Origin of the sequence: Nonlabens sp., from assembly GCF_047636915.1 — a bacterium.
GTDB lineage: Bacteria > Bacteroidota > Bacteroidia > Flavobacteriales > Flavobacteriaceae > Nonlabens.
In genome coordinates this window covers 68,702-89,925 of record NZ_JBLIGN010000001.1, presented here as the reverse complement: position 1 = coordinate 89,925, position 21,224 = coordinate 68,702, and the positions used below count along the sequence as shown (strand labels likewise).

The 21,224-nt window shown below is 37.8% G+C and carries 31 protein-coding genes and 1 pseudogene; 4 read left to right on the top strand and 28 right to left on the bottom strand.

The window, feature by feature from the left end; genetic code table 11:
* The 28 genes and pseudogenes from ACJAT0_RS00485 to rpsL all read right to left on the bottom strand — a co-directional run.
* Positions 1–76, bottom strand: a pseudogene (locus tag ACJAT0_RS00485) (30S ribosomal protein S13); the annotation flags it as partial.
* Between the two features lie 3 nt (positions 77–79).
* On the bottom strand, positions 80–196 hold the full coding sequence (gene ykgO / locus ACJAT0_RS00480; RefSeq protein WP_213521550.1) for a type B 50S ribosomal protein L36: 117 nt from the start codon (positions 194–196) through the stop codon (positions 80–82).
* 1 nt (position 197) lies between these two features.
* Positions 198–413, bottom strand: coding sequence for a translation initiation factor IF-1 (gene infA / locus ACJAT0_RS00475; RefSeq protein ID WP_374002589.1), 216 nt, complete (start codon positions 411–413; stop codon positions 198–200).
* The gene (gene secY, locus ACJAT0_RS00470) at positions 413–1,747 is read right to left on the bottom strand and encodes a preprotein translocase subunit SecY (protein WP_415180064.1); all 1,335 of its coding nucleotides are present in this window, start codon (positions 1,745–1,747) and stop codon (positions 413–415) included. Before secY ends, infA begins: the two co-directional genes overlap by 1 nt.
* Positions 1,748–1,756: 9 nt before the next feature.
* A complete protein-coding gene (rplO, locus tag ACJAT0_RS00465; RefSeq protein ID WP_415180063.1) occupies positions 1,757–2,209 on the bottom strand; it encodes a 50S ribosomal protein L15 in 453 nt (150 codons plus the stop codon).
* Between the two features lie 11 nt (positions 2,210–2,220).
* Positions 2,221–2,400, bottom strand: a complete 180-nt coding sequence (rpmD, locus tag ACJAT0_RS00460; protein WP_415180062.1) for a 50S ribosomal protein L30 — start codon at positions 2,398–2,400, stop codon at positions 2,221–2,223.
* Positions 2,401–2,408: 8 nt separating this feature from the next.
* Positions 2,409–2,933 carry a 30S ribosomal protein S5 gene (gene rpsE, locus ACJAT0_RS00455; protein ID WP_415180061.1) on the bottom strand — a complete coding sequence of 175 codons (525 nt, stop codon included), beginning with the start codon at positions 2,931–2,933 and terminating at the stop codon, positions 2,409–2,411.
* A gap of 18 nt (positions 2,934–2,951) precedes the next feature.
* Positions 2,952–3,299 (bottom strand): 50S ribosomal protein L18, encoded by a 348-nt coding sequence (rplR, locus tag ACJAT0_RS00450; RefSeq protein ID WP_415180060.1) that lies wholly within the window; start codon positions 3,297–3,299, stop codon positions 2,952–2,954.
* Between the two features lie 11 nt (positions 3,300–3,310).
* A complete protein-coding gene (rplF, locus tag ACJAT0_RS00445) occupies positions 3,311–3,853 on the bottom strand; it encodes a 50S ribosomal protein L6 (protein ID WP_415180059.1) in 543 nt (180 codons plus the stop codon).
* 9 nt (positions 3,854–3,862) lie between these two features.
* Entirely contained in the window at positions 3,863–4,261 is a 399-nt protein-coding gene (rpsH, locus tag ACJAT0_RS00440) for a 30S ribosomal protein S8 (RefSeq protein ID WP_415180058.1), read from the bottom strand.
* A gap of 18 nt (positions 4,262–4,279) precedes the next feature.
* A complete protein-coding gene (gene rpsN, locus ACJAT0_RS00435) occupies positions 4,280–4,549 on the bottom strand; it encodes a 30S ribosomal protein S14 (protein WP_415180057.1) in 270 nt (89 codons plus the stop codon).
* Between the two features lie 6 nt (positions 4,550–4,555).
* The gene (gene rplE / locus ACJAT0_RS00430) at positions 4,556–5,107 is read right to left on the bottom strand and encodes a 50S ribosomal protein L5 (RefSeq protein ID WP_415180056.1); all 552 of its coding nucleotides are present in this window, start codon (positions 5,105–5,107) and stop codon (positions 4,556–4,558) included.
* Positions 5,108–5,109: 2 nt separating this feature from the next.
* A complete protein-coding gene (gene rplX, locus ACJAT0_RS00425; protein ID WP_415180055.1) occupies positions 5,110–5,421 on the bottom strand; it encodes a 50S ribosomal protein L24 in 312 nt (103 codons plus the stop codon).
* A 9-nt stretch (positions 5,422–5,430) separates the two neighbouring features.
* On the bottom strand, positions 5,431–5,799 hold the full coding sequence (gene rplN / locus ACJAT0_RS00420; RefSeq protein WP_104515654.1) for a 50S ribosomal protein L14: 369 nt from the start codon (positions 5,797–5,799) through the stop codon (positions 5,431–5,433).
* The gene (rpsQ, locus tag ACJAT0_RS00415; protein WP_415180054.1) at positions 5,799–6,056 is read right to left on the bottom strand and encodes a 30S ribosomal protein S17; all 258 of its coding nucleotides are present in this window, start codon (positions 6,054–6,056) and stop codon (positions 5,799–5,801) included. The genes rplN and rpsQ overlap by 1 nt, the downstream gene beginning before the upstream one ends.
* Positions 6,057–6,063: 7 nt before the next feature.
* On the bottom strand, positions 6,064–6,246 hold the full coding sequence (gene rpmC, locus ACJAT0_RS00410) for a 50S ribosomal protein L29 (RefSeq protein ID WP_415180053.1): 183 nt from the start codon (positions 6,244–6,246) through the stop codon (positions 6,064–6,066).
* Positions 6,247–6,255: 9 nt separating this feature from the next.
* Positions 6,256–6,675: a 50S ribosomal protein L16 gene (gene rplP / locus ACJAT0_RS00405; RefSeq protein ID WP_415180052.1), complete on the bottom strand. Its 420-nt coding sequence runs from the start codon at positions 6,673–6,675 to the stop codon at positions 6,256–6,258.
* Positions 6,676–6,687: 12 nt separating this feature from the next.
* Entirely contained in the window at positions 6,688–7,413 is a 726-nt protein-coding gene (gene rpsC / locus ACJAT0_RS00400) for a 30S ribosomal protein S3 (protein ID WP_415180051.1), read from the bottom strand.
* Positions 7,414–7,420: 7 nt separating this feature from the next.
* A complete protein-coding gene (gene rplV / locus ACJAT0_RS00395) occupies positions 7,421–7,831 on the bottom strand; it encodes a 50S ribosomal protein L22 (RefSeq protein WP_415180050.1) in 411 nt (136 codons plus the stop codon).
* A gap of 8 nt (positions 7,832–7,839) precedes the next feature.
* On the bottom strand, positions 7,840–8,118 hold the full coding sequence (gene rpsS / locus ACJAT0_RS00390) for a 30S ribosomal protein S19 (protein WP_415180049.1): 279 nt from the start codon (positions 8,116–8,118) through the stop codon (positions 7,840–7,842).
* A gap of 3 nt (positions 8,119–8,121) precedes the next feature.
* On the bottom strand, positions 8,122–8,946 hold the full coding sequence (gene rplB, locus ACJAT0_RS00385; protein WP_415180048.1) for a 50S ribosomal protein L2: 825 nt from the start codon (positions 8,944–8,946) through the stop codon (positions 8,122–8,124).
* 13 nt (positions 8,947–8,959) lie between these two features.
* On the bottom strand, positions 8,960–9,250 hold the full coding sequence (rplW, locus tag ACJAT0_RS00380) for a 50S ribosomal protein L23 (protein WP_415180047.1): 291 nt from the start codon (positions 9,248–9,250) through the stop codon (positions 8,960–8,962).
* Between the two features lie 2 nt (positions 9,251–9,252).
* Entirely contained in the window at positions 9,253–9,882 is a 630-nt protein-coding gene (gene rplD, locus ACJAT0_RS00375; protein WP_415180046.1) for a 50S ribosomal protein L4, read from the bottom strand.
* Complete coding sequence (gene rplC / locus ACJAT0_RS00370) at positions 9,882–10,499, bottom strand: 50S ribosomal protein L3 (protein ID WP_415180045.1); 618 nt, start codon at positions 10,497–10,499, stop codon at positions 9,882–9,884. The genes rplD and rplC overlap by 1 nt, the downstream gene beginning before the upstream one ends.
* Positions 10,500–10,586: 87 nt before the next feature.
* Positions 10,587–10,892 carry a 30S ribosomal protein S10 gene (gene rpsJ / locus ACJAT0_RS00365; RefSeq protein WP_006795812.1) on the bottom strand — a complete coding sequence of 102 codons (306 nt, stop codon included), beginning with the start codon at positions 10,890–10,892 and terminating at the stop codon, positions 10,587–10,589.
* A gap of 10 nt (positions 10,893–10,902) precedes the next feature.
* Positions 10,903–13,041 (bottom strand): elongation factor G, encoded by a 2,139-nt coding sequence (gene fusA / locus ACJAT0_RS00360; RefSeq protein ID WP_415180044.1) that lies wholly within the window; start codon positions 13,039–13,041, stop codon positions 10,903–10,905.
* A 3-nt stretch (positions 13,042–13,044) separates the two neighbouring features.
* A complete protein-coding gene (gene rpsG / locus ACJAT0_RS00355; protein ID WP_415180043.1) occupies positions 13,045–13,521 on the bottom strand; it encodes a 30S ribosomal protein S7 in 477 nt (158 codons plus the stop codon).
* Positions 13,522–13,588: 67 nt separating this feature from the next.
* Positions 13,589–13,963 carry a 30S ribosomal protein S12 gene (gene rpsL / locus ACJAT0_RS00350; protein ID WP_006795815.1) on the bottom strand — a complete coding sequence of 125 codons (375 nt, stop codon included), beginning with the start codon at positions 13,961–13,963 and terminating at the stop codon, positions 13,589–13,591.
* Between the two features lie 352 nt (positions 13,964–14,315).
* On the opposite strand from rpsL, the gene ACJAT0_RS00345 reads away from it, so the two are divergent.
* The 4 genes from ACJAT0_RS00345 to ACJAT0_RS00330 all read left to right on the top strand — a co-directional run bounded on the left by ACJAT0_RS00345 (position 14,316) and on the right by ACJAT0_RS00330 (position 21,211).
* Positions 14,316–15,785: a BamA/TamA family outer membrane protein gene (locus ACJAT0_RS00345; protein ID WP_415180042.1), complete on the top strand. Its 1,470-nt coding sequence runs from the start codon at positions 14,316–14,318 to the stop codon at positions 15,783–15,785.
* Between the two features lie 118 nt (positions 15,786–15,903).
* Entirely contained in the window at positions 15,904–18,948 is a 3,045-nt protein-coding gene (locus tag ACJAT0_RS00340; RefSeq protein WP_415180041.1) for a SusC/RagA family TonB-linked outer membrane protein, read from the top strand.
* A 10-nt stretch (positions 18,949–18,958) separates the two neighbouring features.
* On the top strand, positions 18,959–20,467 hold the full coding sequence (locus tag ACJAT0_RS00335) for a RagB/SusD family nutrient uptake outer membrane protein (protein WP_415180040.1): 1,509 nt from the start codon (positions 18,959–18,961) through the stop codon (positions 20,465–20,467).
* Positions 20,468–20,485: 18 nt separating this feature from the next.
* Complete coding sequence (locus ACJAT0_RS00330) at positions 20,486–21,211, top strand: hypothetical protein (RefSeq protein ID WP_415180039.1); 726 nt, start codon at positions 20,486–20,488, stop codon at positions 21,209–21,211.
* Positions 21,212–21,224 lie beyond the last annotated feature (13 nt).

The window sequence follows — 21,224 nt, the reverse complement described above, 5'->3', positions numbered from 1 at the left end:
CCACACCGTAAATGTAAGTTAAGGCAATTACTCCACGTTTATTTTTAGGTATATCTACCCCTGCAATTCTAGCCATAGCTTAACCTTGTCTTTGTTTAAATTTTGGATTCTTTTTGTTAATCACATACAGCCTACCCTTACGACGGACTATTTTACAATCAACACTTCTTTTTTTAATTGATGCTCTTACTTTCATATTAGTATCTATAAGTGATCCTTGCTTTTGATAAATCGTAAGGACTCATTTCTAATTTAACTTTATCTCCAGGTAATAATTTTATATAGTGCATGCGCATTTTACCCGATATGTGCGCAGTCACAACATGTCCATTCTCTAATTCCACTCTAAACATAGCGTTAGAAAGGGCGACAATAATAGAACCATCTTGTTCAATTGCGGATTGTTTTGCCATTATGCTACTGCTTTTCTGTTTTTACCCGTCTTAATAAGACCGTCATAATGACGATTAAGAAGATAGGAGTTAATTTGTTGCATGGTGTCTATTGCAACACCCACCATGATTAAAAGGGATGTTCCTCCATAAAATAAAGCCCAAGATTGAGTAACACCCATCAAAGAAATTAGTGCTGGAAATATAGCAACTGCAGCAAGGAAAATCGAGCCAGGTAAGGTAATCTGTGACATAATGCGATCTAAAAACTCAGAAGTTTCAGTTCCAGGTCTTATACCCGGTATAAAGCCACCATTACGCTTTAAATCATCTGCCATCTTATTGGTAGGTACCGTAATAGCCGTATAGAAAAATGTAAATACTATAATCAACAATGCAAATGTTAAATTATACCAGAAACCAAAAATATCTACATAAGCATTACCAATGGCCTTAGCCCAACTTGAATCCATCTGACCGATTGCCGAAGGAACAAACATAATAGCTTGAGCAAATATAATAGGCATCACTCCAGATGCGTTCAACTTTAAGGGAATGTATTGGCGAGATCCGAAAACGTTTTTCTCATATCCACCAGTTGCAGATCTTCTTGCATACTGAACAGGAATTTTTCTTACGCCCATAACAAGCATGATACAAGCCGCAATAATGAACAACCAAATCACTACCTCCACAATTATAAGAAACCAACCTCCTACACCGTCAACCCTAGAACCAATCTCTTGGATAAAAGCTTGAGGGAGTGTTGCGATGATACCCACCATGATTAATAATGAAATACCATTACCTATTCCTTTGTCCGTAATTTTTTCACCCAACCACATAGCAAAAACGCAACCAGTTACCAATATTATTGTACTTACAACAAGAAATAAGGTTTCCTGATTTTGCATCATAAATGCTGTTTCCGGAACACCCAATGAAGTTAAAGATAACATATAACTTGGAGCCTGAATTAAGCAGATACCAATAGTAAGCCATCTAGTAATCTGGTTAATTTTCTTTCTACCTGATTCCCCTTCCTTTTGAAGTTTCTGTAAATAAGGTATAGCAATACCCATCAGTTGTACCACAATACTTGCTGAAATGTAGGGCATTATGCCCAAAGCAAAAACAGAGGCCTTTGCAAATGCTCCACCCGTAAAAGCGTTTAATATACCACCAATACCATCTTTGAAATTAGCAGCTAATCCAACCAACTGAGTAGAGTCAATTCCCGGTAAGGTTATCTGTGCACCGAATCTATATACAAGAAGGAGACTGAAGGTCATGATAATACGATCCCTTAATTCCTCTATATTCCAGATATTCTTTAAATTATCAATTAACTTCATTGGGTTGGATTATACGATTTGTGTCTTACCACCTACTTTTTCAATAGCAGCTTTTGCAGTTGCAGTGAATTTATTTGCCGAAATGGTAATGGAAGCGCTAATTTCACCTCTACCTAAAATCTTAACTAAATCCCTCTTGGAGACCAATCTTTCTGCAATAAGATCCTCAATCGTAACAGTCTCCGTCAGGCGACCAGCTTCATAATATGCCTGAATAACATCCAGATTAACTCCGGCGTAATCCTTTCTATTGATATTGGTAAAACCAAATTTTGGAACTCGGCGTTGAAGAGGCATTTGACCACCTTCAAAACCTACTTTCTTAGAATAACCAGATCTAGACTTGGCTCCCTTATGGCCACGTGTTGCTGTACCACCTTTTCCGGAACCTTGACCACGCCCAATTATCTTAGCCGCATTCTTAACAGATCCTTCTGCTGGTTTTAAATTATGTAAACCCATCTTTAATATTTTTAAGCCTTCTCTACGGAGACTAAATGTTGAACTTTAGCGATCATACCTTGTATCACAGAATTGTCTTCATGTTCCACAATATGATTCATTTTTCTTAAACCTAGAGATTCTAGTGTCCTCTTTTGTCTTGCCGATCTATTGATAGCACTACGTACTTTTTTTACTTTTAATATAGCCATAACAATAATTATCCGTTAAATACCTTATCAAGTGAAATTCCCCTCTGTTTCGCTACGGTTTCCGCATTACGCAATTGCAATAAAGCATCAAAAGTAGCCTTCACTACATTATGAGGATTAGAGGAACCTTGATTCTTTGAAAGAACATCATGAACACCTACCGCCTCAAGAACAGCTCTAATAGCACCACCCGCAATAACACCAGTACCAGCAGAAGCGGGCATGAGTAATACCTTAGCTCCACCAAACTTACCTTTCTGTTCATGAGGTATAGTACCCTTTCTTAAAGGTATACGCACTAAATTTTTCTTAGCATCCTCAACCGATTTTGAAATAGCCTCAGAAACTTCTTTAGACTTTCCTAAACCATGACCAACGACTCCATTTTCATCACCAACAACAACAATGGCGGAAAAACCAAAAGCACGTCCACCTTTTGTTACTTTAGTAACACGTTGAACACCTACTAAACGATCTTTAAGCTCAAGACCACTTGGCTTAACCGTTTCTACGTTTTTATATTTTTGATACATTATATTAAATGTTTCTAATTAAAATTTTAAACCACCTTCACGAGCTCCTTCTGCCAAGGAAAGAATACGACCGTGATACAAATAACCACCTCTATCAAAAGATATTATTTCAATACCAGCAGCCTTTGCCTTCAATGCTACGGCAATACCAACCTCTTTGGCTGCATCCACCTTTGGAACACTTGATTTCAATTCACGTGAAGAAGCCGATGCAATGGTTACACCATCAACATCATTGACTACTTGCGCATAAATTTCCTTATTACTTCTAAAAACAGACAACCTAGGACGACTTGCCGTACCATTGACTGTTTTACGAATACGTTTACGTATTTTTATTCTTCTTGCCGTTTTTGAAAATGCCATAATAGTATAAATTATGCTGATTTACCAGCTTTTCTTCTGATTACTTCTCCTACAAACTTAACGCCTTTACCTTTGTAAGGCTCAGGACTACGAAAACCTCTTATCTTAGCAGCAACCTGTCCAACTAATTGCTTATCGCAGGAGGACAACTTAATGATAGGATTTTTACCTTTGTTGGAGACAGTTTCAATAGTTACCTCAGGAGCAATATTGAGAACAATATTATGTGAAAAACCCAAGGCCAAATCTAACTGTTGCCCCTGGCTAGAAGCACGATAACCAACACCTACAAGCTCCAGATCTTTTGTCCAACCGACGGAAACTCCAAGAACCATATTATCAATTAACGCTCTGTAAAGCCCATGCTTTGCACGGTGATCTTTAACATCAGATGACCTTGAAACCACCACCGTATTGTCGAGCAACTCAATAGTCACATCCTCATAGGACTGCACTAATTTACCCAATTTACCCTCAACGGTAACCTCATTATTCTCTACTTTTACCGATACACCAGCGGGTATAGCAACCGGATTTCTTCCTATTCTAGACATACTTGTATATTAATAAACGTAACAAAGAACTTCACCACCTACATTTTCAAAACGAGCCTGCTTATCAGTCATTACACCGCGAGATGTAGAAATAATAGCAATACCTAGTCCATTAAGGACACGTGGCAACTCATTTGCACCGGAATACTTACGCAATCCTGGCTTTGATAGACGTTGTAAATCTTTAATAACTGATTCTTTAGTCTCACGATCGTATTTTAACGCGATCTTTATATTTTGTTGAGTTTCATTATCATCAAACTTGTAACTGAGGATATAACCCTGATCAAATAAGATCTTTGTTATTTCCTTCTTAACTTTTGATGCTGGAATGTCAACTACTCTGTGATTTGCTCTAACAGCATTTCTAATTCTAGTCAGATAATCTGCAATTGGATCTGTATTCATAATTATATGTTTAAGCTATTACCAACTAGCTTTTTTAACGCCTGGGATTAAACCTTGATTAGCCATCTGTCTAAACATTACACGGGAAACACCAAATTGTCTCATGTAGCCCTTAGGACGACCAGTTAATTTACAACGATTGTGTAAACGAACAGGGGATGCATTTTTGGGCAGTTTTTGTAACTCCACATAGTCCCCGGCCAACTTTAAAGCCTTTCTTTTAGCAGCATACTTTTCTACCACCGCTTCTCGCTTGCGCTCACGCGCCTTCATTGATTCTTTTGCCATTTCTAATTAGTTCTTTTTAAAAGGTAAACCCAACTCTGCAAGTAAAGATTTTGCCTCTTTATCCGTGTCGGCACTGGTAACAAATGTAATATCCATTCCAGCAATTTTGTTAACCTTGTCAATATTAATTTCTGGAAATATAATTTGCTCCGTAATACCCAAATTATAATTACCTCTACCGTCAAATCCATCAGCCTTTATGCCTTGAAAGTCTCGAACTCTAGGTAATGCAACTGTTACAAAACGATCTAAAAATTCATACATACGATCCCCTCTCAACGTAACTTTTACACCAATAGGCATACCTTTACGCAATTTAAATGATGCTACATCCTTTTTGGACAGAGTGGCTACAGCCTTTTGTCCAGTAATAGTTGTAAACTCATCCAACGCATAATCAATTAACTTTTTATCCGCCACTGCACCACCAACCCCACGACTTAAAACAATCTTAAGTAGTTTAGGAATTTCCATTACATTTTTGTAAGCAAATTCCGATTGCAAGGCGACGGCAATGCGTTCCTTATATTCTCCTTTTAGTCTTGGTAAATACGACATGATTATATAACTTCTTTAGTTGTTTTGGCAATACGCACATTCTTACCATCAATTAATTGATAAGCAACTCTAGTATTCCTCTTATTTTTATCTATTAAGGAAAGATTAGAAACGTGTAGCGTTGCCTCCTTTTCTTTTATTCCGCCTTGCGGATTAGTAGCACTGGGTTTTTCGTGTTTTGAAACCATATTGACTCCTTCAACGATAGCCCTATTTTTCTCAATAAAGACCTTACTAACTTTACCTTCAGAACCTTTGTGAGCTCCAGCAATAACTCTAACGGTATCACCGGTTTTAATTTTTAACTTTGCCATAATATTATATTATAAAACTTCAGGAGCAAGTGAAACGATTTTCATGAACTGTCTGTCGCGCAATTCACGTGCAACAGGTCCAAAAACACGAGTACCTCTCATGTCCGAAGTAGGGTTTAATAATACACAAGCGTTATCATCAAAACGTATATAGGAACCGTCAGGTCTCCTAACCTCTTTCTTGGTACGAACAACAACCGCAGTTGATACAGCTCCTTTCTTAATGTTACCATTAGGTGTTGATTCTTTAACCGACACTACAATTTTATCACCGACAGAGGCGTATCTCCTTTTAGTTCCACCCAAAACACGAATACAAAGAACTTCCTTTGCACCAGTATTGTCAGCCACTCTTAATCTTGATTCTTGTTGTACCATTACTTAGCTCTTTCTAATATTTCTACCAATCTCCAGTTCTTAGACTTGCTCAAAGGACGTGTTTCCATTATGCGAACCGTATCGCCCTCATTGCACTCATTTTTCTCATCATGAGCAACATATTTCTTTGTTTTTAAAACAAACTTTCCGTACATAGGGTGCTTTTGCCTTTTGACTTCAGTAACAACGATGCTTTTATCCATCTTATTACTTCTAACAACTCCTACACGCTCTTTTCTTAAATTTCTAGTCTCCATTGTAGCACTAATTATTATTGATCGCTGTCTTGATTCTTGCAATAGTCTTACGCAACTTAGTAATCTGTGTAGGATTATCTAGTGGCGACATACTGTGAGTTCTTTTGAGCTCCCCATATGCAGCTTGCGACTCTACAAGCTTATCTTTTAATTCCTCGAAGGAATAACCTTTAACTTCAGATTGTTTCATAACTCAGGTCTATTCTTGATAATCGCGAGCGACTATAAATTTGGTTTTTACTGGTAGTTTTTGAGCAGCGAGCCTTAAAGCTTCCTGAGCAACAGCATGCGGAACGCCTGAAATCTCGAAAAGAATCCTTCCTGGCTTCACCACAGCAGCCCAATACTCAACATTTCCCTTACCCTTACCCATACGAACCTCTAAAGGTTTCTTGGTTATAGGCTTATCCGGAAATATCTTAATCCATAAAGACCCTTCTCTCTTCATGAAACGTGTTGCAGCAATTCGTGCGGCTTCAATCTGCCTTGAATTAATGAAATTAGAATCTAAAGATTTAATTCCAAAAGTCCCGTAGGCTAGTTGATTACCACGTCCGGAATCGCCTTTCATGCGACCTTTTTGCTGTTTTCTAAATTTTGTTTTTCTAGGTTGTAACATTTCTAGCTATTATTATTTTCTTCGGCGACGATTGCCACCACGAGTGTTAGCAGTACCGCCTTTAGTTCCTTGTTGTTTCTTAGCGAGTCCTACAAGCGGTGAAAGTTCACGTTTTCCATAAACCTCACCTTTCATAATCCAAACTTTTACACCTATCCTTCCATAAGTCGTATGAGACTCCACTAACGCATAATCGATGTCTGCACGAAAAGTAGAAAGCGGAATTCGACCGTCTTTAAAAGATTCCGACCGGGCCATTTCAGCACCGTTTAACCTACCGGATATTTGCACTTTTATTCCTTCGGCGTTCATTCTCATGGCAGCAGTAATAGCCATTTTAATTGCTCTTCTATAAGAAATACGATTCTCTATTTGTCTGGCAATACTTGACCCTACTAAATGTGCGTCAAGTTCTGGTCTCTTGATCTCATGAATATTGATTTGAACATCTTTACCAGATATTTTCTTCAATTCTTCTTTTAAACGATCGACCTCTGATCCACCTTTACCAATAATAATACCGGGTCTGGCAGTAGTTATAGTTACCGTTACTAATTTTAAAGTTCTTTCAATGATAATTCTTGAAACACTAGCTTTAGACAAACGCGCATGAATATATTTACGTATTTTATCATCCTCTGCTAACTTATCTCCATAATCATTTCCACCATACCAGTTAGATTCCCATCCACGGATGATACCTAAGCGATTTCCTATCGGATTTGTTTTCTGTCCCATAAATATATTAGTTAACCTCTAAGGTGTTAGTTTGACCCAACACAAGAGTGACATGGTTTGATCTTTTTCTTATTCTATGTGCTCTACCCTGTGGGGCAGGACGCAACCTTTTCAACATGGAACCTCCATCAACTCTAATTTCTTTGATGAACAAACCAGCATCAGCTACATCTGCATCCTCATTTTTAGCTTGCCAATTTGCAACAGCGCTAAGCACGAGCTTATCCAGTCTTCGGGCCGCCTCTTTTGACGAAAACTTAAGGATATTTAATGCATCCTCAACTTTTTTGCCTCTAATAATATCCACAACCAATCTCATCTTTCGAGGTGAAGTTGGACAATTATTTAGTTTGGCAAATGCAACCTTACTTCTTTCTTCTTTAAGCCTTTCAGCCATATGTCTTTTACGAACTCCCATAGCTATGTTTATTTTTTACCTTTGTTCTTTGCACCACCATGACCTCTATAAGATCTAGTAGGTGAAAATTCCCCAAGTTTATGACCAACCATGTTTTCCGTAACATACACAGGAACAAACTGACGACCATTGTGTACGGCAATTGTTTGTCCTACAAAATCTGGAGTGATCATCGATGAACGAGACCAGGTTTTGATAACAGTTTTCTTCCCAGAATCTACATTCCGAGCGACCTTAGTTTCAAGTTTATGAAATACGTAAGGTCCTTTTTTAAGTGAACGAGCCATAATTTATTTCTTTCTACGTTCTATTATATATTGACTACTAGCTTTATTCTTATCACGTGTGCGATACCCTTTCGCAGGTATTCCGTTACGAGAACGTGGATGACCACCTGAAGATTTACCTTCACCACCACCCATAGGGTGATCTACTGGATTCATTACCACCGGACGAGTACGTGGACGACGACCTAACCAACGGCTACGACCAGCTTTTCCACTTACGAGCAATTGATGATCACTGTTAGAAACAGCGCCAATAGTTGCCAAACATTCTTGTAATATAAGTCTTGTTTCCCCAGAAGGCATCTTGATTGTAGCATACTTACCATCACGAGCCATCAATTGTGAAAATGAACCCGCACTACGTGCAATGACAGCACCTTGACCAGGACGTAATTCTATGCAACTTACAATAGATCCCAACGGAATCTGTGATAGCTTCATCGCATTACCTACATCAGGGGTAGCCGTATCACCGGAAACAATATTCTGACCAACAGTCATACCATTTTGTGCAACCACGTATCGCTTCTCTCCATCCTGATAGTTTACCAGAGCAATAAAGGCTGTCCTGTTAGGATCATATTCAATGGAGGCAACAGTTGCAGGCACACCGTGACGATCTCTCTTAAAATCGATTAAGCGATAACGCTTCTTGTGACCACCACCAATGTAACGCATGGTCATCCGACCCCTATCATTACGTCCACCGGATCGTTTTTTCGGTACGAGTAAACTCTTTTCCGGCTTATCAGTCGTAATGGCGTCAAAGCCATTTACAACTCTAAATCGCTGTCCAGGAGTTACTGGTTTTAATTTTCTTACTGACATTATTGTCTTTTAATTATAGATTACTATAAAGATCAATGGTTTCACCATCTTTAAGCTGTACGAATGCCTTTTTACGAGCACTAATTTTACCAACTTGGATCCCTGTTTTAGTGTGTTTAGTATTGCGGTTGATACGAGTATTCATCGTTCTTACCTTAAGCACGGTAACACCATATGTAGCTTCCACTTCTTTCTTTATCTGAACCTTATTGGCCCTTGGAGACACCTCAAAACCAAAACGATTTAGAAGCTCACTATCTCTAGTTGCCTTTTCGGTAATAATGGGTTTTATTAAAATGCTCATACTTATTTACTTAAATTTTCTTGAATACCTTCTAACGAACCTTCTAATAGAACTACGTTTGTAGCGTTTAGAATTTTGTAAGTACTTAATCCCGAGTTAGTTATGACATCGGAGCCTCTCAAATTTCGCGAAGACAAATATACATTATTATTTGATTCACCCAACACAAATAGGGACTTTTTATTATTAAGTCCTAAACCATCTAAAACTTGAATGAAATCCTTAGTTCTAGGTGCGTCAAAAACAAAATTCTCAACAACAGTTAAAGAACCTTCAGCAATTTTTTGGCTTAGGGCACTTCTACGAGCCAGCCTCTTCTGGCCTTTATTCAATTTGAATGAATAGCTACGTGGAATTGGACCAAAAATACGTCCACCACCTCTAAATACACCAGATTTGATAGAACCTGCACGAGCTGTACCTGTTCCCTTCTGCTTTTTGATCTTACGTGTACTACCAGAAATCTCTGCACGCTGCTTAGCTTTGTGTGTACCTTGACGCTGATTAGCCAAATACTGCTTTACATCTAAATAAATAGCGTGCTCGCTAGGCTCAATACCGAAAATATCATCAGATAATTCCACTTGACGTCCAGTTTCTTTTCCTTTTAAATCTAATACTGCTACCTTCATTATTTCTGTACGATTACGTAAGAGTTTTTGTGACCAGGTATACAACCCTTAACAACAAGGATATTCTTTTCAGAAACCACCTTTAATACTCTTAAATTTTGAACTTTAACTTTTTCATTACCCATCTGCCCGGCCATGCGCATTCCTTTAAATACACGTGCAGGATAAGACGCGGCACCAATTGAACCAGGAGCTCTTAAACGATTGTGTTGACCATGGGTTGCTTGACCTACACCAGCAAAACCGTGGCGCTTAACAACACCTTGAAAACCTTTACCCTTTGATGTCCCAGCAACATCGATAAACTCACCCTCGGTGAACATACCAACAGTGATTGAATCACCTAATTTGTACTCCGCATCAAAACTTTTGAATTCGGCAACTTTTCTTTTGACAGCAGTTCCAGCTTTTTTAAAGTGCCCTTGAGCAGCCTTAGAAGCATTCTTGTCTGATTTGTCATCGAAACCTAATTGCAAAGCGGCATAACCGTCCACTTCTTTAGTTCTGACTTGGGTAACAACGCAAGGACCCGCTTCTATGATAGTACATGGCATGTTTTTACCATTTTCGTCATAAATGCTAGTCATTCCGATTTTTCTTCCTATTAACCCAGACATATTTATTTAATTAATTGTTATTTTAAATTATTTTAGCAGCTCTACTTTCGCAAATAAACTACCTGACACTGATGTATTAGATCTAAATTACACCTTAATCTCCACCTCTACTCCACTAGGAAGCTCGAGTTTCATAAGAGCATCAATAGTCTTCGAGGAAGAGCTATAAATATCTAAAAGTCTTTTATAGGAGCTTAGTTGAAATTGCTCACGAGACTTTTTATTTACGTGTGGAGATCTTAACACCGTAAAGATTTTCTTATGTGTTGGAAGCGGTATAGGTCCAGTAACTACAGCACCCGTACTTTTTACAGTTTTCACGATTTTTTCAGCAGACTTATCTACCAGCATATAATCGTAAGACTTTAATTTAATTCTGATTTTTTGACTCATCGTTTGAATATTATTTGTTACCTTTTGTTGCTGCGATTACTTCTTGGCTAATGTTAGAAGGAGTTTCTGCATAATGCGAAAATTCCATGGTAGAAGTTGCTCTACCTGATGAAAGAGTACGCAACGTGGTCACATATCCAAACATTTCAGAAAGAGGCACATCTGCCTTCACAACTTTAGCACCATTACGGTCACTCATATCATTAACTTGACCACGACGACGATTGAGATCACCGACTATATCTCCCATGTTTTCCTCAGGAGTTATTACTTCAAGCTTCATAATAGGTTCTAATATTACGGCACCTGCAGACTTGGCAGAAGCTTTATATCCCATTCTAGCTGCAAGCTCGAAGGAAAGTGCATCAGAATCCACGGGATGAAAAGATCCATCCTTTAAAGTAACTCTCATACTATCCATTTCAAAACCTGCAAGTGGACCAGCACTCATAGCTTCACGGAAACCTTTTTCAATGGAAGGGATAAATTCTTTAGGAACATTACCACCTTTAATCTTATTAATAAATTGAAGACCTTCTTCGATCTTTCCGTCCTCATTTGGCTCGGCAGGTTCAATTGTAAATACAATATCACCAAACTTACCACGTCCACCAGATTGTTTCTTGTAGGTTTCTCTATGGTCAGCAGATCTTGTAATGGCCTCTTTATATTCCACCTGTGGAGCACCCTGATTCACCTCTACTTTAAACTCACGACGCAATCGATCGACAATAATATCCAGGTGAAGTTCACCCATTCCAGAAATAATAGTCTGTCCTGAAGCTTCATCAGTTCTCACCTGAAAGGTAGGATCTTCCTCAGCTAACTTACTAAGAGCCATACCCAACTTATCCATGTCTACCTTGGTCTTAGGCTCTACCGCGATACCGATAACCGGATCGGGAAAGTCCATAGATTCCAAAACAATAGGATGCTTTTCATCAGACATGGTATCCCCAGTCTTAATATCCTTAAATCCTACAGCAGCACCAATATCTCCAGCCTCGATAAAATCAATAGCATTTTGCTTATTAGAGTGCATTTGATAGATACGAGAAATACGTTCCTTTTTCCCCGATCGATTGTTTAAGATATAAGAACCTGCGTCTAAACGACCCGAATAAGCCCGAAAGAAAGCTAAACGTCCAACAAAAGGATCTGTAGCAATTTTAAAAGCTAAAGCAGCAAAAGGTTCTTTCACACTAGGCTTTCGTAATTCTTCTTTCTCTGTGTCGGGATTAATACCTCTAATACCTTCTTTATCCATAGGAGAAGGTAAATAACGACATACCGCATCTAATAAAAACTGTACCCCTTTATTTTTAAAGGCAGAACCACAAATCATTGGGATAATAGACATATCCATAACAGCAGCGCGAAGAGCAGCATGCACCTCGTCTTCTGTGATAGAATCCTCATCTTCCATATACTTTTCTAACAAGTTTTCATCATAAGCAGCAACCTCTTCGATTAACATACCACGATATTTCCTTGCTTCTTCTTTCATATCCTCAGGAATAGCAATCACATCAAATGTTGCTCCTTGAGTATCATCATGCCAAATAACAGCACGGTTTTTAACAAGGTCAATAATACCTTTGAACTCATCCTCATCTCCTATGTTTAACACAATAGGAACAGCGTTAGACTTCAACATGTCCTTAACTTGCTGGCAAACGGCCAGAAAATTGGAACCCTGACGGTCCATTTTGTTTACAAAACCTATACGGGGCACCTTATAATTATCGGCAAGCCTCCAATTAGTTTCTGACTGTGGCTCTACGCCATCAACCGCACTAAATAAGAAAACTAATCCATCAAGTACTCGTAAGGATCTATTCACCTCTACCGTAAAATCTACGTGACCTGGAGTATCAATAATATTGAAATGGTAATCCTTAGTTTCAGGCAATGGCTCTGCATTTTCCATAGGAAATTGCCATGTACAAGTTGTAGCAGCAGATGTGATGGTAATCCCACGCTCCTGTTCCTGCTCCATCCAGTCCATAGTAGCAGCACCGTCATGCACCTCTCCAATCTTATGAGAAACACCTGTGTAATACAAGATGCGCTCAGTAGTGGTAGTTTTACCTGCATCAATGTGAGCGGCAATACCAATGTTTCTAGTAAATCTTAAATCTCTTGACATTTCTTAGAATCTAAAGTGTGAGAATGCTTTATTTGCCTCAGCCATTTTGTGCGTATCCGTCTTTTTCTTGACAGCAGCACCTTCTTCCTTAGCCGCAGCTAAAATTTCTGAAGCTAAACGAACTGAAAAAGATTTCTCATTGCGTTTACGCGAATAACCTATCAACCACTTCATTGCTGTAGATATTTTTCTATCTGGTCTAATTTGCATTGGAATCTGAAAAGTAGCACCACCTACACGACGTGAACGCACTTCAACATGGGGCATTACATTTGATAACGCATCTTTCCACACCTCTAGTGACGTTTTCTCTTCGTCCTGATTTTTTTCCTCTACGATATCCATTGCATCGTAAAAAAGTTTAAATGCAGTAGATTTCTTTCCGTGTAACATCATCATGTTAACGAATCGTGTTACTAGCTGGTCGTTAAAACGTGGATCCGGTAGGATAGGACGTTTCTTGGCCTGTCTTTTTCTCATTTCTTCTTGTTGAAATTGTTAATTAAAAAAACCTAAACAGAGTAGCGTTAGGTGTTTTAAAAATTGTTTACTTCTTAGGGCGTTTAGCACCATACTTAGATCTACGTTGCGTGCGGCCTGCAACACCAGCGGTGTCCAGCGCTCCACGCACAATGTGATATCTAACTCCTGGCAAATCCTTAACCCTTCCACCTCTAACCAATACTATCGAGTGCTCCTGTAGATTGTGTCCTTCTCCTGGGATGTATGCGTTTACTTCCTTACCGTTGGTAAGTCTAACACGAGCAACCTTTCTCATTGCTGAGTTAGGTTTTTTTGGTGTAGTAGTGTAAACACGAGTACATACTCCACGACGTTGAGGACAAGAATCTAAAGCAGCCGATTTACTCTTCTTGGTTATTTTGGCTCTTCCTTTACGTACTAATTGTGAAATCGTTGGCATATAGTTTTACGCTAATAAATTAATCCCTATTTTCAGGGTCGGCAAAGGTATGAATAAAATTGAGTTATTCAAACCTCAGTTTCAAATATTTAGAATATCTTTTATTTGAATATAAGATTACTGTGGATTGTTGCGTTACATCATAAGCATAAGCACTTTTAAAAATAATTTCTTGAAACAAATACCTTTCCTTGTTATCTACTTGCTCTTCATAAACCTGGCAAATTGTCAAAACCATCGGTTACAAATAACGTATAAGGAGTTCAAAAGCTCCGATACAGATTCTATTAAAGAGGTACTTGTAAATAACGGAAAGGCCCTTTATATAATAGACAGTATTTCAACATCCCTGATGAAAAAGGGATTCCTAGGGCTAGTTGCTCTAAAAAATAAAAGAATAAACGACACTTTGCACACCCTACAGATGGTACTAAATAGAAAGTACACTCATATAGCTATTGTAAAGGAACACACCTTGATCAATAAAAAGATTGTAAAAACGGTTATGCTTTCGCGAAAGCGTAATCTTTTTACCATTCAAAGTATTGAAACCTACTTATCACAACATAACGCAACGCTTATACAAAATGGATACCCATTTGCGGAAACAAAACTATCTGATCTGATATTAAAGGACAGTGACACTATTGAAGCCAGCTTGCTTGTTTCTCGAAAAACCAAAAGATACATAAACAGGATCATTGTAAAAGGGTATCAGAAATTCCCAAAACGATTGATCAGCGATTTTTCATCGCCTAAACAAGTTTATAACAGCAAAACAATAGCTACATTAGAACAAAGCCTTAAAAGTATACCCTTTATAAAACAAACAAAGGAAGCAGAGGTGTTATTCAAGAAAGACAGCACCTCTGTATTTTTATATTTGGAGAAAATAAAAACAAACACTGCTGATGGGCTGATAGGATTCAATAATTCCACAAACGACCAACTTGAATTAAACGGTTTTGTTAACCTCAAACTACAAAATAACCTCGATAGAGGTGAAACATTTTTATTAGCGTACAGAAATGACAATGGAGACCAAACGCAGTTTTCCACAAGCATAGACCTTCCTTATTTATGGAAAACAGCTATTGGATTAAATTCGAGTTTGAGAATTCAAAGAAGAGACAGCACATACCAGAGAACTTCCTTAAACGCTGGACTATTTTATAAACCCAATTGGAACAGCTCTATTGGTCTTAACTACAATAATGAAAACTCAACCGCAACAGGAGATAACATAGATACAGAAGACTTTATTAAAAATGGCATCGAAGTACAGGCAGAGCTCATAAAAATAACTGCTGATCGTTTAATGCCTGAAAACCTAGTGATCAGAACCCGTTTAGGAATAAATAATAGAGAATTAGAAAATGAAAATGAAAAACAATTTAATTTTCACGCAACCTTTTTAAAACTATGGCATCTAAATAAAAGAAGTATGTTTTTCAATAAGTTGACAAGTTACTATTTGCAATCCAACAATATCAAATTTAATGAATTATACCAATTCGGAGGTTTGGGAAGTATTAGGGGATTTAACCAAAACAGCATAGACAGCTCTTTCTATACCACGCTCGCGACTGAATATAGATACCGTTTAAACAATCAAATTTACCTCCACAGCATTCTAGATATAGCGGTATTTGAAAATTTTAACACTAAGAAGTTGGATAAACTATATAGTTATGGTGCTGGAATTGCAATTTTAACACAAGCTGGTATTTTAAATTTAAGCATTGCCAACGGCCGTTTTGAAGATGCTAAAGTGGACTTATCCAGCACAGTAGCCCACATCAACCTACTAATAAACTTCTAGAATGTTAGCTCTATGTTAAGTCTATTTAAATAAATAGTATAAAATAGATTCCATAAAAGTTGTTTTATAAACTTCTTTTTTTGATTTTTGGCATTGGCTAATTCAAATAAATTTAAACATGAAAACAAAATTAAATGGAATTTTAACGCTTTTACTAGCGTTAGTTGCGCAAGTTGCTTTTGCACAACAAACTATTACCGGAAAGGTAATAGGTCCCGATGGGGACAGCGTTATAGGGGCTGTAGTCTCTATCAAAGGTACTTCAACGTTTACAACTACAGATTTTGATGGTGAGTATAGTTTAATAGCTTTACCAGAAAACACACTTGTATATTCTTATATAGGTTACTCCTCTGTAGAGATAATCGTTGGTAACCAAACCAACGTTGATGTTACTATGAAAAATAACTCACTTGACGTCGTTGTTATTCAAGCTTATCGCAACACAACAAAGAAAACGAGTAACATAGCTAGTACTTCTTTAAGCGCTAGTGATATCGAAGATAGGCCTAATGCTTCTTTACTCCAGTCTCTTCAAGGACAAGTACCAGGACTATCAATTCAAACAAATAGCGGTCAACCTGGAGCTGCACCATTTGTTCAATTAAGAGGTGCCTCTTCCTTAAATGGTAATACGCAACCTCTTTATATCATTGATGGTATTCCAATAAGTGGAGATGCATTTACCTCATTTAACCCTAACGATGTAGAAAACATTACAACACTTATTGATGCTTCTGCAACCGCTATTTATGGTAATCGTGGTGCTAACGGGGTAATACTTATTACTACTAAAGGAGGGAAATTTGAAACTCCTCTTAAGGTATCGTACAATGCAACGACAGGTTATACAAATTTCATCGACACCGATTACAACAGATTTGATGCAAAAGGACTGTTGAGATTTGAAAAAAGTCGTAGTGCAGGTTTAGGTAATACTCTTACCGATGCAGAAATTGATGCGTATGCTATTGATACTGATTGGGAAAAAATATTTTTTCAAACAGGAACTAACCAACAGCACAATATAAGTTTGCGTTCTGGAGGTAAAAATGTAACTCAATTTACATCAGTAAGTTTTAATGAAACTGAATCTGCACTTGCTGGAAGAACATTGCAGAGAATGTCCTTAAGATCGAACCTCAATGGAAAGTCTGACAATGGGAAATTTAGATTTGGAACAACAACATTTGTTGGATACTCAGATTCAAGAACTCAAGGTTCTGATGGAAGTGGTTCGGTTTTCTTTAACCCTATATGGTCTGCAAATAATGGTTTACCTTATCTAGACCCTAACGTAGATATATCATCTTTATTAACTGGTGGTGCTGCATTTACCTTTAGAAATGCTCCGTATGTTAACCTTGACGCTCAAAGATTTGATCGGGAAGAACAAGACGAATTGACTCTTCAATTAGGAGGTGATGTTGCTTATGACATTACTAATAATCTAACAGTAAGGTACCGACTTGGAATGGAGCTAGAACAAGAAAACGATCTTGATACAACAAGCCCACTATCTGCTCTTGCTAGAATTAGAGCGACCAGTAACCCTGAGCCTTTTGAAGGTAGAACTCAGCAAAACTATTTTAGAGACTTTAGACTTAACTCTAACCTAAACATAGGATGGGCTAAAAAGTTTGGTGAAGGTGAAGAAATTGATAAAAAGCACGATGTAAGAGTGGATGGTTATGTTGAATACATAAAAGCGCACTTTGAAAGTTTTGGATTTACTCAAGTAGGTTTGGATCCAAGAACATTTTCTCCAGGAGATGGATCTTCTTTTATTAATGATAATGGAAACACAGACAATGTAGGTGCTGATGCTATTGCTCAAAAGATTGAAGCTGGTGGATTCTCTGTATTTGCAAATGCTGCTTATGACTTTGATAAGAAGTATGGTGTTGAAGCGACCATACGCAGAGATAAATCATTTAGATTTATATATAATGAGGGATGGGGAACTTTCTTTGCTGGAGCATTAAGATGGAATATTAGTGAAGAGAATTTCTTAAAAGAAAACGAAACTATCGATCTACTTAAGCTAAGACTTTCTTACGGAGAAACGGGTAATGATAGAATTAGTGGAGGTTACTATGGTGCTTTAACAAACACCAGACAACAATTTTCTACCTTCAACGGGTATCAAGATAATCAAACATTTGTGCCAAGTAATACAGTACCTGTTGCAGATTTAAGATGGGAAACCGTTGCTACGCTTAACTTAGGTATTGATTACTCCTTATTTGACCAAAGATTAACTGGAAGTGTAGAATTGTATAATAGAGTTACTAAAGATTTGTTTGCGGATGAAAGAATTTCTTTAGTTAATACCAGCGGAGCAGCACAAAAGAATGTTGGTGATATTCGTAACAATGGTGTAACCTTAAATGCTAACTATAATATTATTAGAGCTAGTAAACAAGGTGACTTTAACCTGAACCTTTTTGCAAACGGTACCTTTAATGACGATGAAGTTCTTAATCTATCTGGTACTTCCGGAAGAATTGATGCTGGAGGCCAAACAGTACTTCAAGAAGGCCAACGAATCAATGAATACTTCTTAGTGCCATACGCAGGAATAAATCCAGCAAATGGAAATCTACTTTTCACAGATATCAACGGTAATGTTACGGAGACGATAACTAATGAAGACAGACGATTTACAGGAGAAAGCCTAAATCCAAAATTCTATGGTGGGTTTGGATTTAATGCATCGTACAAAAACTTTTTTGCAGAAGCACAATTCAGTTATGTAATGGGAACATCTTTTATAGACTCTGATTATGACAACCTGCTTGATGCTAACTTTGCGGGGAATGGAAACCTATCTGCAGACTTATTAAGAGCATGGACACCAAACAATCGTTTTACAGACATTCCAAGTCTAGATGCAAATAACATTAATCCAGGTGCTAATAGCGATCGATTCCTTGTTGACTCCGATTTCTTAAGACTTAGATTTGCCCAGTTTGGTTATAATTTACCACAGACACTACTAGAGAATACCTTCTTAACCAGTGGTCGTATATTTGTAAACGGAGAGAACCTATTGACCTTTTCAGATTTTAGAGGTAGTGATCCAGAACAAAGAAGAGTATTTACCTTTAATCAATTTCCAACTGGAAGAACTATTTCATTCGGTATAGATATAAATTTCTAAAAAAAAAACAATGAAAAAAATATTAATAACATTAAGTATTGTAGCGTTATTTGCATCCTGTGATGACGCAACAGACATAACACAACCTGGTGAATTAGGTGTTGGTGCCGCGTTTGTCAATGTTGAGGATCTAGCTACAGGTATATTCGGAATATACAGTACAGCAAATACTACTGCTGAAATTTCATTCACCAGTAGGTTTACTGATGAAGTAGCTATAGGCTCATCACATGGTGGTCAGTCTTTAAATTTACATGAAGGTGTTCTTAATGAGAACAGTGGAGAAGCTGAAGGAATATGGCAAGGTAACTACAGAATAATCTTTAGAGCTAATACCTTATTAGCTGCAGCACAAAGAATAACACCTGCAGCTGGAGAACAAGCTCTCTACGACCAAACCGTTGCAGAAGCATTAACCCTTAGAGCATTTGCTTACAGCAGGTTACTTGCTTACTTTGGCGAAGACCTAGAAGATGAAGCTTCTTTAGGAACCATTGTGTTAGATTTCCCAGCAAATGCTTCTACCGCTTTACCGAGAACTACCGTTGGGGATACATATGATTTCATATTTAGCGATCTACAAAGAGCAGAAACTTTATTTGATGCTGCTGGAACCTCTTATAATAGATTTTATGTTTCGCAGCGATTTGTTCAAGGTTTAAGAGCAAGAGTTGCCAATTATAGAGGAGATACAAGTCTTGCCACATCTGCAGCAAATGCAGTTCTTTTGACTTCTACATTACCTGCGACAGGAAGTGTAGCAGATTATCGTTCTTTATGGCAGGATACTAGTGGAGCTGCTGCAAATGAAGTTATATTCACTTTAGACGTTACATTAAATAGCGGTGGCGCATTGGGATCTCTTTTCAATACGAATGGTAGTTCCCTAAATGATGGTCCTGTTTTTGAAATGAGTAGATCCGTATTTAATATACTAGAAGCTAACAATACCTCTAACGGGGATGTAAGACGTCCGGTTTACGTTGATATAACCTCAAACATTTCTGCAACTCCAGATGCTGACACAAATCCTCGTGATAGCGATGAAATAGTAATAGATAAGTATCCTGGTGATACAGCCCTTGGAGGTTTAGCTGGTGGTCTTCGTAATGATCAAAAGGTGATGAGAACAGTAGAAATGCATTTTATACTTGCAGAGGTTGCCATCAGAGCCAATGACTTTACAGAGGCGGCTAGACAAGTAGATTTAGTTCGTAATGCTCGTTATACAACACCCGTTACTACTCCTGCTTACGCAAACGCAGAAGCAGCTTATGCTGATGTTTTATTAGAGCGTAGATTAGAATTATTTGTTGAAGGACATAGATATATTGATATCAAAAGACTTGGCCAAAGAGCAAATGTTGGATATGATAGAAATTCTCAAGACTGTTCTTTATATCAAGCACCACTATGCGGTAGACCTTCATCTGATTTTGAAACTCAATACATGCCTATTCCATTACTTGAATTTACAGGAAATCCAGCAGTGGCGGGACAACAAAACCCTGGTTATTAATAATAAACTTTTTATATCATGAAAAAAATAATTTCAATCGTATTTATAGCTTCATTGCTATTTACAAGCTGTGATCAAGATAATGTTACCTATGAGGGAACTGCTGTTGGTCTAAGCATAACATCTGCTCAAGTCTCTGTACCAGTAGAAGGGTCAACAGAAATGTTTCCAGTAACTATTACGTCCACATCTCCTGAAGATAGAACTTTCGGACTTGAGTTCGTAAGTGACTTACCTACTGGCGGTGGAGTAACCTTAGGAACCATAACCGTTCCAGCAAACTCGTATGACGGTACTGCTAGTGTTGATTTTGACTTCGGTAATATCACTTTAGGTGACGGTATTACGGATACCTTTTCAATAAGAGCTACAAGCGAGAGTACCGCTATATTTGGTACTGTCTTAGTAATTGAATATTTCAAAGCGGTCATATGTAACAATTCTACTTTTACAATCAATACAGATTTATATGCGGAAGAAACTGGTTTCACTATAACCAATGATGTGACGGGTGTTGTGGAGTATACCATGCCCCCTTTGTTAAGAGGTGTACAAACTTTTACAGCAGATATCTTTCTAGAAGATGGTTGTTATACTGCTACGATAACTGACTCTTACGGAGATGGTCAAGTAGATCCTAATGTAACTGGAAATTATTCAATCACTTGCTCTATTCTAACTTTCGCTTCTGGTGGAGGTACTTTTGGAGCTTCTCAAAGCAGATCATTCTGTGTTAATCAGTAAAGATTTGTAATAT